Source organism: Flagellimonas alvinocaridis (assembly GCF_004916895.1).
GTDB classification, from domain to species: Bacteria; Bacteroidota; Bacteroidia; order Flavobacteriales; family Flavobacteriaceae; genus Flagellimonas; species Flagellimonas alvinocaridis.
In genome coordinates this window covers 376,598-391,893 of sequence record NZ_SNTZ01000002.1, presented here as the reverse complement: position 1 = coordinate 391,893, position 15,296 = coordinate 376,598, and the positions used below count along the sequence as shown (strand labels likewise).

Below are 15,296 nucleotides of genomic sequence, written 5' to 3'. Positions count from 1 at the left end.
ATGGAAAAGAATGTACTCTTTTATATAATCCTTGCTATTTTGGTGGTTCAGTACCTCGTTCACCTGTTGTTGGAATATCTTAATGCCAGACAGTTCAAATCGGAGGTCCCATCAGAACTGTCAGATGTTTTTGATGAAACCGAATACAGAAAGTCCCAGAGCTACAAAAAGACCAATTATCGTTTTGGGCTTTTTTCCGACGGTTTTTCTTTGGTGGCCACCCTTTGTTTTTTGTGGTTCGGCGGGTTTGAATGGGTCGATGGTCTTACACGATCCTTTACAGAAGACACCATACCAATGGCATTGCTGTTTTTTGGAATTATTGTTTTGGGTAGTACCATCATTGGATTACCTTTTTCATATTACAAGACCTTTGTTATTGAAGAAACTTATGGTTTTAACAAAACGACCAAGAAGCTATTCTTTTTGGACAAACTCAAAGGTGGTGTTCTCACCCTAATTTTTGGCGGTGGACTACTTTCGCTCTTCATTCTTTTTTACCAATGGACAGGCCCTAGGTTTTGGCTCTATGCATGGATTATGATTGGAGCAGTGATTCTTTTCATGAATCTATTTTATAGCCGATTGATCGTTCCTCTTTTCAATAAACAGACTCCTTTGGACGATGGCAGCTTAAAGAATGCCATTGAAAACTATGCGCAAAAAGTAGGCTTTGAATTAAAGAACATCTTTGTGATTGATGGATCCAAACGATCCACCAAGGCCAATGCTTATTTCTCTGGATTTGGGAAAGAAAAACGCATTACCCTGTACGATACATTGATCAATGACCTGAGCGAGGAGGAAATTGTTGCTGTATTGGCCCATGAGGTTGGCCATTATAAAAGAAAGCACATCATATTCAATCTAATGGTTTCCTTGGCATTGATGGGTTTTACGTTGTACATTCTTTCGCTCTTCATCAACAATCCTGAAATTTCGAGAGCCATCGGGGTAAGTACTCCAAGTTTCCATGCAGGTCTTGTTGGTTTTGCCTTGTTGTACAGTCCCATATCGGAAATCACCGGGCTGGCCATGAACTGTTTGTCACGAAAGTTCGAGTTTCAAGCTGATGACTATGCCAAAACGACCTTTTCGGCACCCCCTTTGGTCAGTTCGTTAAAAAAGCTCTCCAAGAACAATCTGAGTAATCTGACCCCGCATCCCGCCTACGTTTTTGTCCACTATTCCCACCCCCCTTTGGTAGAACGAATCAGAAACTTAAAGGCATAGTTTTTGTTGTTTACCTGTAAAGTTTATGCTAACTTTAATATACTATGACGGAGGCTGCTATTGAAAAAGAGAACAAAGAGATTGCCAAGCAGTATAAAGAATTGCTTCGCATCAGCTATCAAACTTTGACCGACGAGGACAAAAAGTTGATACGCTCAGCCTTTGATGTTGCCGTAGATGCCCATAAGGAACAACGTCGAAAATCTGGTGAAGCCTACATCTTCCATCCTATCGCCGTGGCCAAAATCGTGGCTTCCAAAATTGGCCTGGATGCTGTTTCCATTGCTTCTGCCCTGCTCCATGACGTAGTTGAGGACACGCCCTATACCTTGGCAGATATTGAGCGTATGTTCGGAGAAACTGTGGCCCGTATTGTAGACGGACTTACCAAGATAGCGCACCTTAAAAAGGACATGGATATCAGTCAGCAAGCGGAAAACTTTCGGAAAATGCTGCTGACCCTCCACGACGATGTCCGGGTAATCATCATTAAAATAGCGGATCGGTACCACAACATGCTCACCATGGATTCCATGCCCGAGCACAAGCAGGTGAAGATTGCTTCGGAGACCCTGTACATCTATGCCCCGTTGGCCCATAGGATTGGGCTGTACAACATCAAGACCCATTTAGAGGATTTGGCCCTAAAGTATACAGAACCTGAAGTGTACAAGGATATTCAGGCCAAGATTGTGGATTCTGAGGAAGATCAAATGGCCTATATCGAGGACTTCTCCGATGTGATTCGAAACTCGTTGGACAAGGAAGGCCTCAATTATCACATTAAGGGACGGATGAAATCCATTTTCTCCATCCGAAGAAAAATGAAGGCCCAAAATGTCTCCTTTGATGAGGTATACGATAAGTTTGCCATTAGAATCATTTACAAGTCCGATCGCAAGAATGAAAAATTTCTGGCTTGGAAAATCTATTCCATAGTCACCGACCACTTTACCCCCAACCCTGTTCGACTCCGAGACTGGATCACCTCTCCGAAATCCACGGGATATGAGGCACTGCACATCACTGTAATGGGACCCAAGGGAAAATGGGTTGAAGTACAGATCCGAAGTGAACGAATGCATGAAATTGCTGAAAAAGGGTATGCCGCCCACTTTAAATACAAGCACGGAGATCAAAAAGAACAAGGTATCGAAGGATGGTTGAACCGCCTCCAGGAAGCTTTGGAGAGTGCTAACGGTAATGCCGTGGATTTTGTTGAGGAATTTAAACTCAATCTATATTCCAAGGAAATTTTCGTCTTTACACCCAAGGGAGATCTTAAGTCTATGCCAAAAGGAGCCACTGCCTTGGATTTCGCCTTTCACATCCATACCGAAATAGGTATGAAAACACGCGGGGCCCGTGTAAACGGAAAGCTTGTACCCCTGGGAACCGAACTCAGGAGTGGCGACCAAGTGGAAATCATAACCTCAGAAAGTGCCAAACCTACCCAAACATGGTTGGATTATACGCAGACGGCCAGGGCGCGTTCCAAGATAAAGTCCTCTTTGAGTGAGGAAAAAAAGAACATAGCTGCTGAAGGAAAGGAAATTCTTCGAAGGAAGTTGAAATCCCAAAAAATAAACCTGAATGAGGACGCCGTAAACAAACTGGTCACTTACTTTAAACTAAAGACAAGTTTGGACTTGTTCTATCGTGTGGGCATAGGGGTCATAGACAATGATAAGCTCAAGGATTTTGCCTCTTCCTATCATAATGCCTTCCTTAATTTCTTCAAAAACAGGATTCGACGAACTCCTGCACCAAAGGACATCGATAGGGATGAAATTACCACCAAGTACGACATGCTCGTATTTGGAAAGGAGGAAGAAAAATTGAACTACAAATTATCGCAATGCTGTAATCCAATTCCCGGTGACGATGTTTTTGGTTTTGTCAGCGTAAACGATGGTATAAAAGTGCACAAAAAGAATTGCCCCAACGCCATTTCTTTGCAATCCAATTACGCCTACCGGATCATGAGTGCCAAGTGGATAGATTCCACCCAAGAGGAGTTTTCCGTTGACATTAAATTGGCCGGTATCGATAATTTGGGATTGGTGAACGATATTACCCGAATCATTTCGGACAATATGCACGTGAATATGAGAAACCTAAACTTTAATGCGGAAGGGGGTACTTTTACCGGGAAGATCACCTTGGTTGTAAAAAACAACAATATCCTTAAAAAGTTGATGGATAATCTAAAGCGGGTCGAGGGAATAGATAAAGTGACCAGAATTTAATTTTTAGCTGTACCTTTGTGCATTAGCATAGGTAGAGAAAGCCATGGGGAACAACAAAAATCAGGAAATCGTAAAGAATGTGTTCACTGCCTTCCTTGAGGAAAAGGGACATCGTAAAACACCTGAGCGCTACGCCATTCTACAGGAGATTTATGAAAGTGACGACCATTTTGATGTAGAATCGCTTTACATTAAAATGAAAACCAAAAACTACAGGGTAAGTCGGGCAACGCTTTACAACACCATAGAATTGTTGTTGGAGTGCAAATTGGTTCGAAAACATCAGTTTGGAAAGAGCCAGGCACAATATGAAAAATCCTATTTTGATCGTCAACACGACCACGTTATTTTAACAGATACTGGAGAAGTTGTGGAATTCTGTGATCCCCGCATACAATCCATCAAAAAAACCATTGAGGAAGTTTTTGACATTAAGATCAATACACATTCATTATACTTTTACGGCACCCGTAACAAAGAAAAGAACCTAACCGAATAACCCACACATTTCATGGTAGATTTATTGCTTGGACTCCAATGGGGAGACGAAGGAAAAGGAAAAATTGTTGATGTACTGACCAAGGAATACGATATCATAGCCCGCTTTCAAGGAGGCCCAAACGCTGGACACACCTTGGAATTCGATGGTATTAAACACGTATTGCACACCATCCCCTCGGGCATTTTTCATAAAAACGCCATTAACATTGTGGGAAATGGCGTGGTCATAGACCCAGTAATCTTTAAAAAAGAGTTGGACAATTTGGAGAAGTTCAACATCGATATCGTTTCCAAATTGTTGATTTCCAGAAAAGCACATTTAATCTTACCCACCCACAGATTATTGGATGCCGCCTCTGAAGCTTCCAAAGGAAAAGCCAAAATAGGTTCCACATTAAAGGGCATTGGGCCTACCTATATGGACAAGACAGGTCGTAACGGTATGCGTGTGGGCGATTTGGAATTTGAAGACTGGAAAACCAAATATCGTGCCTTGGCCGATAAGCATGAAGCCATGATTAGTTTCTACAATGTGGATATACAGTACAATTTGGCCGAGTTGGAAGCCGAATTCTGTGAAGGTGTTGAAATGTTGAAGAAATTGACCTTCATTGACAGTGAGGAATATGTTTTCAAAGCACAGGCTGAAGGTAAAAAAATACTGGCTGAAGGCGCACAAGGTTCATTACTGGATATTGACTTTGGCACCTATCCCTATGTAACCTCATCCAATACCACCGCCGCAGGTGCTTGTACTGGGTTGGGTGTGGCTCCCAATAAAATAAAAAGGGTATTCGGGATTTTCAAGGCATACACCACCCGTGTGGGCAGTGGCCCCTTCCCTACCGAGCTTTTTGATGATGATGGGGCAACCATGGGCCGCGTAGGAAATGAATTTGGCGCCACTACTGGAAGACCGCGCCGTTGTGGTTGGTTGGATTTGGTAGCTTTGAAATATGCCGTTCAAATCAATGGGGTAACAGAACTTATGATGATGAAAGCCGATGTACTTAGCGGCTTTAAAACCATTAAGGTTTGTACTGCTTACAAATACAAGGGTGAAGAGATAAAACACCTACCTTACAATATTGAGGAAGAACATGTAACACCTTTGTACACCGAAATGAAGGGTTGGGCAAAAGACCTTACCAAACTTACAAAGGCAGAGGAATTACCACCTGCTTTGAACGATTACATCGCATTCTTGGAACAGCAATTGGAAGTTCCAATCAAGATTGTTTCAGTAGGTCCCGATAGGCTTCAGACCATACACAGATAATCTTTCCTTCGGAAAAGCCATAAATCAACCCTAGATTCCCTAGCCCATGAAGGAAGTTAGGGTTTCTTTGTGACTTAGGTCACCAAAGCTATGCTTCGTTATCCGTAAATTTGTAATGATAAATAGAGGAGTCCTAAATCATTGTAGATAGGGCTAAAAAATCATTTAAAAATAACATTTATGGCTACCCTTAATCAAATTGGTCTCGATAAGAATGCTTCAAAAGCTTTATCGGAAAAATTAAATCAGCTTTTGGCCAACTATCAAATCTTCTACATGAATGCTAGAGGATTTCATTGGAATATAAAAGGAGAAAAGTTTTTTGAACTACATCTGAAGTTTGAAGAGCTTTACAACGACTCCCTTATAAAAATCGATGAGATTGCCGAAAGAATCCTGACCTTGGGATTTACCCCACTACACACTTATGGCGATTATATGGGATTGTCCAAAATTAAAGAGGCTAAAAACATATCCAACGGCGTTGAGGCTGTTGCCCAAATCCTAAAAGGGTATGAAGTACTCCTACCTTTGGAAAGGGAACTCTTGGAAATGTCAGGGGATTCCAATGACGAAGGCACAAATGCCTTGATGAGCGATTATATCAGGGAACAAGAAAAACTCATTTGGATGTACACCGCTTATCTTAACGGATAGAGAAAATCACAATCCTTTTCAAATCCCAAAGCTTTCCAAATACCGTATGCCACTTGCATTAAAAGTCATACTTTTGGACAAAATTCTGTGGATTTGAAAAGGATTTCTTTTTTCATTCTGATTTTGTCGCTTTATACGGCCATTGCCCAAGAAGAGACACCGCAAACCCAAAGTAGGCAAATCAACATTGTGTACGGGGCCAATTTCACCAAAAATGAGAGCGAGTATCCCGGAGCTTCCATTTTTAGCAGGGATGATGAGCGCCAAGTACAGTTTGAACACCAAGGTGCCGACCTATGGTGCGATATCGCCATATTTTATTCCAAAGAAAATAGGCTGAGGGCCCTAGGCAATGTTAGGCTTCAACAAGGGGATTCCATTGAAATGAACAGCGCTAAACTGGACTGGAACGGAAACACCAGTTTGGCCAAGGCCTGGGAAAATGTAGACCTTTCCGATGGGAAAATGACCCTGACCACGGACACCCTCTATTTTGACCGGGAAAAGCAGATTTCCTACTATAACTCTGGGGGGAAGGTGGTCGATTCGGTCAATGTGCTCACCAGTAAAGTTGGCACGTACTTCACCGAACTTAAAAAAGTGCAGTTCAAAGACAAAGTCCATATAGACAATCCCGAGTACATTATCGATTCAGAGCAGCTGGATTACTACCGGATTTCCAAAAATGCATACATGTACGGCCCCTCCACCATTACAGGGGAAGACTATAAAATCTACTGCGAACGTGGTTTTTATGATACCAAGGTAGAACAAGGTTATGGCATAAAAAACACCCGAATTGATTACGACAACAAAATCATAAAAGGAGACAGCCTATATTTTGACAAGGCCACGGAGTTTGCTTCGGGAACCAACAACATTAAAATTACCGACACCATCAATAACAGCGTAATAAAAGCGCACCACGCTGAGGTATTCAAAGCGAAGGATTCCGTTTTTGCCACCAAAAGAGCCGTCTCCATAAGCTTGGTACAGAACGATTCGCTCTACATGCACGGAGATACCCTGATGGCCACTGGCAAAACTGAAGACCGTATTGTTCGGGCCTTTCGAAATGCCAAATTCTACAAGACAGACTTGAGCGGCAAATGTGATTCCATCCATTTTAGTGAGAAGACCGGAATCACCCAACTGATCACAAATCCCATTCTTTGGAACGTGGATAACCAAATTACGGGAGACAGCATCCATTTGATCACAGATTTGGAAACCGAAAAACTGGATTCCCTCAAAGTTCTGGAAAATGCGTTCATCATTTCTTTGGATACCATTAGCGGTACAGGATACAATCAAGCCAAGGGCAAAGATCTCTTCGGAAAATTCATCGAAAATGAGCTTAAAATCATAGACTTGGTCAAAAACACCGAGGTTATTTATTACGTATATAATGACGACGAAGAACTTATTGGCATAGACAAGACCATTTGCAGTAGAATACGTTTGCTCATGGCCAATAACGATATTGAGGACATTTCCTTTTTTGTGAATCCGGACGGGGACATTTTTCCAGAAAAAGATTTGCCCGTGGAGAGCAGAAAATTAAAAGGCTTTGTCTGGCGTGGCGATGAGCGTATTCGCTCCAAAGATGAAATTTTTGATGAGGACGACAATAACATCGAACTGGTAAAGATTCGGGGTATTGAAAACCCTATAGATATTGATGCGGAGGAAGAGGAACGGAACAAAAATGAGAACGACCCTGTCAATGCCATCAATTCCAAAGCCACGAAGCCCAAGAAAACGCAGGTTACCAAAGTACAGACACCCTAATGCCCAAATCGGATTTTTTCACATATCAGGCCCAAACCACCCCACATCCCTTAGGCTTGGAGATTTCCCATGCCAAAGGCAGCTATATCCATGATGTACATGGAAATGCCCATTTGGATTTTGTGGCAGGAGTATCCGCCTGTGGTTTGGGACACTCCCATCCTAGGGTGATCAAGGCCATAAAACAGCAAGTGGACCGCTACATGCACGTAATGGTCTATGGTGAGTATGTGCAACAACCCGCAGTGGAATTTTCCAAATTACTGGCCTCCCATCTTCCAGAAAACCTAGAGACCACCTATTTGGTAAATTCGGGAACCGAAGCCATGGAAGGCGCTTTAAAATTGGCCCGAAGGTATACGGGACGTTCCCAAATTGTCGCTGCCAACAAGGCATACCACGGCAATACCATGGGAAGTTTAAGCATAATGGGTTTTGAAGAACGAAAAAGCGCCTTTAGACCTTTAATCCCCGATGTTAGGTTCATCAACTTCAATTCTTATGAAGATTTGGAGAAAATAACAACCAAGACTGCAGCCGTGGTTTTGGAAACCATTCAGGGGGGTGCAGGATTCATTCTTCCAAAAGAGGGATATCTGGAAAAAGTTAGGAAGCGCTGCAACGAGGTAGGTGCACTTTTGATTTTGGACGAAATTCAACCAGGATTTGGCCGTACAGGAAAACTTTTTGCCTTCGAGCATTTTAACTGTCCCCCAGATATTTTGGTCATTGGAAAAGGAATGGCATCCGGGCTGCCAGTTGGAGCCTTTGTGGCTTCCAAGGAAATTATGTCTGCGCTTCAGGACAGCCCTAAATTGGGACACATCACTACTTTTGGCGGCAACCCTGTCATAGCAGCTGCCAGTCTGGCAACCCTGCAAGAACTAACTGAATCACAACTTATTACAGAAACCCTTGAAAAGGAAAAGTTGTTTAGAAAACGTTTGGTACATCCTTTGATAACTGAAATACGAGGAAAAGGATTAATGCTGGCCCCAATAGTAAAGCATAAGGAAATTGCCGATTATTTAATTCTAACTGCTGCCAAAGAAAAGCTCATTCTTTTTTGGTTACTTTTTGAACCAAAAGCGGTTCGGATTTCGCCTCCATTGACTATTTCAATGAAAGAAATTGAGCAAGGTTGCGACCAAATAATAGACATTTTAAACCGGTATAAACCTGCCACTGTTAACTAATTTGTTGATAACATACCCCAAAAATGGACGAATGCACCTATACAAACGGTTAATTTTAAGTCCATAGTCAAACCAAACAAGTTCCTATGGCGTTAGATTCTAACGAACATTCTGACAAATCCATTAGCAAATTCGAGTCCATGCTTCGGACAGATGATGTCTACTTTTTTGATGCAGAGGACTTTGAAGAGATTATTCACCATTACCTTAACAACGGCAAAATTTCCTTGGGGAAAAAAGCTATCCAAATTGGTTTGGAACAGCATCCAAATTCACTGGAATTGAAATTGTTACAGGTAGAAGTGCTGGCTTTTGAAGACAAGTATGAAGCGGCCGAAAAGTTATTGGACGAAATCCAAAATTTGGATGCCTACAATGAGGAAATCTACATTCAGCGCGCTAATATTCAATCCAAACAAGACAATCACCAAGAAGCGGTAAATCTGCTTTTGGAGGCACTCCACCTCACTGAAGATAGTTTTGACATCCATTCTCTTTTGGGCATGGAATATCTTTTTATGGACGATTATGAACGGGCCAAGCGAAGCTTTATGAAATGCGTTGAGTTTGATGACCGAGATTATTCCTCCCTTTACAATGTGGTGTACTGCTTTGAATTCTTGGAGGATTTCGATGGAGCCATCCACTATCTGAACGATTATTTGGAGCGTAACCCCTACTGCGAAGTGGCATGGCATCAGTTGGGAAAAATGTACTATGCCATGGACATGTATCCCGAGGCCTTGACTGCTTTTGATTTTGCAGTAATTTCAGATGATTCCTTTATTGGAGCCTATTTCGAAAAAGGTAAAGTACTTGAAAAACTAGGTAGGTACAATGAGGCCATTGAAAACTATGAAGCCACAATCTCCATAGATGACCCAACCAGTCATGCCTTTTTAAGATTGGGCAAGTGTCACGAAAAGTTGGGTAATACGGATTTGGCCAAATACTACTATTACAATACGGTTCACGAAGACCCACTCCTGGACAAAGGATGGCTCGCCATTACCGATTTTCATTACAGCCTAAAAGATTATGAAAAAGCGCTGTATTATATCAACAAAGCCATCAATATTGATGGGGATAATCCCCTGTACTGGAAAAAGTCAGCAAAAATCTATTTTGCCCTAGAAAATTATGACGAGGCCGATTTTGCCTACAAACAAACTGTTGATTTAGGCAACTATGAGTTAAGCACTTGGAAAAATTGGGCCGAGACCCTCAAAAGAATGGGAGATTTAAATTCTTCCATCCAAGTGGTTACCCAAGGACTGGAATTCTATCCTGAAAACCCCGAACTTACCTATAAGTTGGCTGGCCTTTACCTTAAAAATGGAGAAATGGCGGAAGCCAAGAAAAAATTGGCACAGGCCATTCAATTGGACATGGATAAATTACAGCTGTTCGATGAGGAATTTCCCGAGTTCAGTGAAATAAAATGGGTTAAATCCTTTGTCTCCAAAATAAAGAAGACCTCCACATAATCTAAAATACATTACCCCAAATCCATGCAAGTACGCAGATTAGCCGACTATATTTTTATAACCCTTAAAGGAATGGCCATGGGGGCTGCGGATGTGGTTCCAGGTGTTTCGGGAGGTACAATCGCTTTCATATCCGGTATTTATGAGGAACTTATATCCTCAATCAACAATATAAATCTATCGCTCATAGGGATTTTGCGAAAGGAAGGCATTAAAGCAGCGTGGACCAAGGTCAATGGAAATTTTTTGGTGGCCCTTTTTCTTGGGATTTTTATCAGTGTGCTTTCTTTGGCAAAATTCCTTAGCTGGCTGCTTGAAAATGAACCCATCTTGCTTTGGTCATTTTTCTTCGGTCTTGTTTTGGCCAGTATTTTTTTCGTGGGGAAGGAAATTAGTAAGTGGACTTTGGGAACAGCATTGATATTAATTTTTGGTGCTGCTTTGGCCTATTTCATCACTGAACTTCCTGCTAGCGAAAATATCGACAGCCTGCCCTACCTCTTTGTGTCGGGTGCACTGGCCGTTTGCGCCATGATTCTCCCCGGAATTTCAGGTGCGTTTATCCTAGTATTGCTTGGGTCTTACAAAACTATTTTGGACGCCGTTCATGAACGGGACATTAAAATAATATTGGTCGTGGGGCTCGGAGCCATTTTTGGACTGCTAAGTTTTGCCCGTTTGCTAAAATGGATGTTTAATCACCATAAAAATCTCACCTTGGCCCTTTTAACGGGATTCATTTTGGGTTCATTGAACAAAATTTGGCCTTGGAAGAAAGTATTGGAGACCAAAACCTTTGGTGACAAAACCATAGTTGTGGACGATATCAATGTCTGGCCTTCCTCATTTGACGGGGACAATCAGTTAATCCCTGCCATAATCCTAGCTATAATTGGTTTTTCGCTTATTTTTATCCTGGAAAGATTAGCTTCCAAAAAATAAAGAAAACCTATTGGGCATATGCATCAACCTAGATCTTTTCTGGACAATTTCTTTTTGGTCATCAAAGGTCTCTGTATGGGAGCAGCCAATAAAGTGCCCGGAGTTTCTGGTGGCATTGTGGCTTTTGTAGGAGGTTTTTATGAAGAGTTTATCTATTCATTGCAGAAACTCAACTCCAAGGCCGTTAAACTATTTTTTAATGGACGGTTCAAAAGTTTTTACCAATACACCAATGCCCAGTTTCTAATACTGCTCATTTTTGGAATGCTGGTGAGCTATTTTAGTGTTTCCAGAATATTGGACTATTTCTTGGACCATAACGAATTACTCGTCTGGGCCACTTTTTTTGGAATGATTTTAGGGTCCATTTACTACATCGGCAAAGATTATGATTCATGGAACCAAAGGACAATTCTAGTAGGCGTTTTAGGCTTAATTGTTGGAATATCCATCAGTTTCCTTAGCCCTGCCACGGAAAACGACAATCTATTTTTCATCTTTTTCTGTGGAATAATAAGCGTGTCCGGAATGACTCTTCCAGGTCTTTCTGGCTCGTTTATATTGATTCTCCTTGGAAACTATGTGCTCTTACTGGTCGATTCTGTAAATGCCCTGTACGATACTTTTTCCGATATTTTTTCGGGTGATTTTGGTTTTCTGGACAATGCGGAACGCATGGAAACCTTAAAAATTCTGGCCATATTTACTTTAGGTTCCGCAACTGGCTTGGTCACCTTTTCGCATTTGTTGAGCTATGTACTCAAACATTACAAGGCTTCCACAACCGCTGCCATTTTAGGATTTATCACCGGGTCTTTGGGGGTTTTATGGCCATGGAAACGCACCATGTACAAAATGGACCACTTAGGAAATCCTGTATTGGACTCCAATGGCGATAAGGTTATCCTCAATTACGAACGCTATCTTCCCAATTTGGGTCATACCGAGACTTGGTGGGCCATACTCTTTGTTATTTTGGGAATTTTGATATTATTACTCTTGGATTGGTATGGAAAAAACAGGAAAGAAAAAAAACAGGTACGGACTACTCGGTAAAAACATTTCATACTCCTTCTCCCAAGGGTATTTCACCCAAAAATTCAAGGACTTGGGATTAGTGGACCATAGTTATGAGAACTTCGACCTCCAAGAAATAACAGAATTCAGTGAAATTCTATCCCAAAACAGACTAAAGGGCCTTAACGTTACCATTCCATACAAAGAAGCTGTTATTCCTTATCTGGATGACATGGATGGACAAGCAAGGGAAATTGGCGCCGTGAACACCATTAAGTTTACCAAACAAGGCCTAAAAGGATTCAATACCGATGCTTATGGCTTTAAAACATCACTAAAACCCTTCTTGAAACCCCATCATACCAGGGCACTTGTTTTAGGTACGGGAGGAGCTTCCAAAGCCATTAACTTTGTATTGAACGAGTTGGGCATTGCCAATACGTTCGTCTCCAGAACCAAGAAAATCGGGCAGTTCACCTATGATGAATTGAACAAGGATATTATTGAGACGCATACCGTTATTATAAACTGTACTCCTTTGGGCACTCATCCCAATGTTTCGGAAAAACCAGATCTGTCCTATCAATTCGTTGGAAGCGGCCATTTACTATACGATTTGATCTACAACCCTGAAAAAACTACCTTTTTGGCTATGGGAGAGGCTAATGGGGCTGCCATCTGCAACGGTTTATCAATGCTTCAATACCAAGCTGAAAAAGCTTGGAAAATCTGGAATACGCCTTAAAAAAGGTCAACAGTGCGCCATTATGGCCAATCCGCACAACAAAAAACTTCCACAAAAGAAGAATCAATACTTTTGCTATTAGACAATTAAGTTGCTAAATTGGCTACAATTATCATCAATCCAAAGGAAAGGAGACTACTAATGCAGGAAAATGATCATAAACTTCAGCAAGCTGAAGGTGGCACAGAGCACATATCGGACAATACTAAGAAAACCTTGGAGGAAAGCCCCACTTCTGACCCAAAGTCATCCGATGATACTGTTTCTGAAACTATAGAGAACACTAAATCCGAAGAAACTGCTTCCCCAAATCCTGAGAAGGGTGAGGAAGAGAAAAAAGCAGATATCCAAGATTCCAATGAGGCTATTGATGAAATAGATGCTGACAATGCTGAAGATGCTGAAGACACGGACAATGAAAAAAGGCACTTTATCCCTATGCTGGACTATCATTCCATGCCCATGGAAAACCTTGTGGGTGAGCTCCAGCGCCTTATTAGAAATGAAAAGATACAGGCCATTGGCAAACACGTAAGTTCCATTAAATATGAGTTTGACCAAAAGTTCCAAGAATTTTTAGAGCACAAAAAGGAAGAATTCGTTTCCAAAGGTGGCAACGAGGTAGATTTTAAGTACAACTCAGTTGCCAAAAGGCAGTTCAACGAGGTCTATTCCGATTATCGTGAAAAACGTGACCACTATTACAAGCAATTGGAGCAAACACTGAAGAGCAACCTCCAAAAGCGATTGGAAATCATTGAGCAGCTTAAAGGGCTTATTGATGTAGAGGAAGACATCAACACCACTTATAAAAATTTTAAGGAACTCCAAGAAAATTGGAAGAATGCAGGGCCAGTACCTAGGGCCAGTTATAACGATGTTTGGCGCACCTACCACCACCACATGGAAATCTTTTATGATTTTCTTCACCTAAATCGTGAGTTGCGCGATCTTGACTTTAAGCACAATCTGGAAGAAAAGCTAAAACTCGTAGAGCGCGCTGAGGCATTGGTCAATGAACCAGATTTGGGCAAAGCTTTTCGGGAGTTGCAAACCTTGCACAAAATTTGGAAAGAAGACATTGGCCCAGTTGCCAAGGAACAGCGTGAAGAGGTTTGGGACCGTTTCAGCAATGCTACCAAGGCCATGCACCAGCGTAGGCAAGAGCATTTTCAAGAACTTGAAAAAGTTTACGAAAAAAACCTTGAAAAAAAGCAAGATATCATTGCTGAAATCGCCAATATAGCGGAAAATGTGACCGATAACCATAGAGCCCTTCAACAACAAATCAAACAAGTTGAAGCTCTTAGGGATTCTTTTTTCAAGGCAGGTAAGGTTCCTCAAAAAGTCAACGAAGAAACTTGGAGCGCCTTTAAGGAAGCTGTCCGGAAATTCAACAGGAACAAAAATGCCTTTTACAAAAACCAGAAAAAGGAACAGCACAAGAACTTGGAGAAGAAAAGAGCTCTTCTGGAGCTCGCTCTATCTTTAAAAGATAGTGATGACTGGAATACATCCACTCCAGAAATGAAACGGATTCAAAGTGAGTGGAAAAAAATTGGCCATGTTCCCAGAAAATATTCCGATAAAATCTGGAACGAGTTCAAGAATGCCTGCAATCATTATTTTAACCGGCTGCATGCTGAAAAAAATGATGCCCACAAAGAGGAATACCAAAACTTGGAAAAGAAGACAGCCTGTCTGGAACGCCTTCGTGCCTTTAAGTTGAGTGGGAATACTGATAAGGATTTGGAAACCCTTAAAAAGTTTTTGGCCGAATGGAAAAGCTATGGTCATATCCCCTATAACAAAAAGCACATCAATGGTAAGTTCAATAAAATCATGGATGCCCTTTTTAATAAATTGGGAATTAGCAAACAAGAGTCCGAACTCCTGAAATATGGAAATAAAGTACAGGAACTTGCCAAAACGGAGGATAACCGCGCCATAGGAAACGAAAGGGTCTTTATCAGAAGAAAAATTGATGAGAGCAAGTCGGAAATCAGGCAATTGGAGAACAATCTTCAATTTTTCTCCAATGATTCTGAAGACAATCCTTTGGTACAAGAGGTCATAAACAACATAGAAAAGCAGAAAGAAGCGCTACAAACCTGGAAGGAAAAACTCAAAAAACTGAACATTCTTGAGAACAAAATCAACCGGGAGATAGAGGAAGAAGATTCATATGAGGAAGAATAA

The 15,296-nt window shown here is 41.5% G+C and carries 12 protein-coding genes; all 12 read left to right on the top strand.

All coding sequences use genetic code 11. The features are described from left to right. Positions 1–1,233, top strand: a complete 1,233-nt coding sequence (locus tag EZV76_RS07135) for a M48 family metallopeptidase (RefSeq protein WP_136565905.1) — start codon at positions 1–3, stop codon at positions 1,231–1,233. A gap of 44 nt (positions 1,234–1,277) precedes the next feature. Next, the gene (locus EZV76_RS07130) at positions 1,278–3,482 is read left to right on the top strand and encodes a RelA/SpoT family protein (RefSeq protein WP_136565904.1); all 2,205 of its coding nucleotides are present in this window, start codon (positions 1,278–1,280) and stop codon (positions 3,480–3,482) included. Between the two features lie 43 nt (positions 3,483–3,525). Beyond that, the gene (locus EZV76_RS07125; RefSeq protein WP_136565903.1) at positions 3,526–3,981 is read left to right on the top strand and encodes a Fur family transcriptional regulator; all 456 of its coding nucleotides are present in this window, start codon (positions 3,526–3,528) and stop codon (positions 3,979–3,981) included. A gap of 12 nt (positions 3,982–3,993) precedes the next feature. After that, the gene (locus EZV76_RS07120) at positions 3,994–5,262 is read left to right on the top strand and encodes an adenylosuccinate synthase (protein WP_136565902.1); all 1,269 of its coding nucleotides are present in this window, start codon (positions 3,994–3,996) and stop codon (positions 5,260–5,262) included. 180 nt (positions 5,263–5,442) lie between these two features. Beyond that, complete coding sequence (locus tag EZV76_RS07115) at positions 5,443–5,919, top strand: Dps family protein (protein ID WP_136565901.1); 477 nt, start codon at positions 5,443–5,445, stop codon at positions 5,917–5,919. Between the two features lie 87 nt (positions 5,920–6,006). Beyond that, entirely contained in the window at positions 6,007–7,710 is a 1,704-nt protein-coding gene (locus tag EZV76_RS07110; RefSeq protein ID WP_136565900.1) for an OstA-like protein, read from the top strand. After that, entirely contained in the window at positions 7,710–8,906 is a 1,197-nt protein-coding gene (locus EZV76_RS07105) for an aspartate aminotransferase family protein (protein ID WP_136565899.1), read from the top strand. Before EZV76_RS07110 ends, EZV76_RS07105 begins: the two co-directional genes overlap by 1 nt. Before the next feature lie 86 nt (positions 8,907–8,992). Further along, the gene (locus tag EZV76_RS07100; RefSeq protein ID WP_136565898.1) at positions 8,993–10,393 is read left to right on the top strand and encodes a tetratricopeptide repeat protein; all 1,401 of its coding nucleotides are present in this window, start codon (positions 8,993–8,995) and stop codon (positions 10,391–10,393) included. A 24-nt stretch (positions 10,394–10,417) separates the two neighbouring features. Then, positions 10,418–11,335, top strand: coding sequence for a polyprenyl-phosphate transporter (locus EZV76_RS07095; protein WP_136565897.1), 918 nt, complete (start codon positions 10,418–10,420; stop codon positions 11,333–11,335). An 18-nt stretch (positions 11,336–11,353) separates the two neighbouring features. Then, a complete protein-coding gene (locus tag EZV76_RS07090; RefSeq protein WP_136565896.1) occupies positions 11,354–12,391 on the top strand; it encodes a DUF368 domain-containing protein in 1,038 nt (345 codons plus the stop codon). Next, complete coding sequence (locus EZV76_RS07085; RefSeq protein WP_136565895.1) at positions 12,345–13,097, top strand: shikimate dehydrogenase family protein; 753 nt, start codon at positions 12,345–12,347, stop codon at positions 13,095–13,097. The genes EZV76_RS07090 and EZV76_RS07085 overlap by 47 nt, the downstream gene beginning before the upstream one ends. Before the next feature lie 141 nt (positions 13,098–13,238). Next, a complete protein-coding gene (locus tag EZV76_RS07080; protein WP_136565973.1) occupies positions 13,239–15,296 on the top strand; it encodes a DUF349 domain-containing protein in 2,058 nt (685 codons plus the stop codon).

What these genes read in the sequence shown, in the direction of transcription:
- EZV76_RS07135 (WP_136565905.1), top strand. Translation starts at nt 1, where the DNA reads ATGGAAAAGAATGTACTCTTTTATATAATCCTTGCTATTTTGGTGGTT.
- EZV76_RS07130 (WP_136565904.1), top strand. Translation starts at nt 1,278, where the DNA reads ATGACGGAGGCTGCTATTGAAAAAGAGAACAAAGAGATTGCCAAGCAG.
- EZV76_RS07125 (WP_136565903.1), top strand. Translation starts at nt 3,526, where the DNA reads ATGGGGAACAACAAAAATCAGGAAATCGTAAAGAATGTGTTCACTGCC.
- EZV76_RS07120 (WP_136565902.1), top strand. Translation starts at nt 3,994, where the DNA reads ATGGTAGATTTATTGCTTGGACTCCAATGGGGAGACGAAGGAAAAGGA.
- EZV76_RS07115 (WP_136565901.1), top strand. Translation starts at nt 5,443, where the DNA reads ATGGCTACCCTTAATCAAATTGGTCTCGATAAGAATGCTTCAAAAGCT.
- EZV76_RS07105 (WP_136565899.1), top strand. Translation starts at nt 7,710, where the DNA reads ATGCCCAAATCGGATTTTTTCACATATCAGGCCCAAACCACCCCACAT.
- EZV76_RS07100 (WP_136565898.1), top strand. Translation starts at nt 8,993, where the DNA reads ATGGCGTTAGATTCTAACGAACATTCTGACAAATCCATTAGCAAATTC.
- EZV76_RS07095 (WP_136565897.1), top strand. Translation starts at nt 10,418, where the DNA reads ATGCAAGTACGCAGATTAGCCGACTATATTTTTATAACCCTTAAAGGA.
- EZV76_RS07090 (WP_136565896.1), top strand. Translation starts at nt 11,354, where the DNA reads ATGCATCAACCTAGATCTTTTCTGGACAATTTCTTTTTGGTCATCAAA.
- EZV76_RS07085 (WP_136565895.1), top strand. Translation starts at nt 12,345, where the DNA reads ATGGAAAAAACAGGAAAGAAAAAAAACAGGTACGGACTACTCGGTAAA.
- EZV76_RS07080 (WP_136565973.1), top strand. Translation starts at nt 13,239, where the DNA reads ATGCAGGAAAATGATCATAAACTTCAGCAAGCTGAAGGTGGCACAGAG.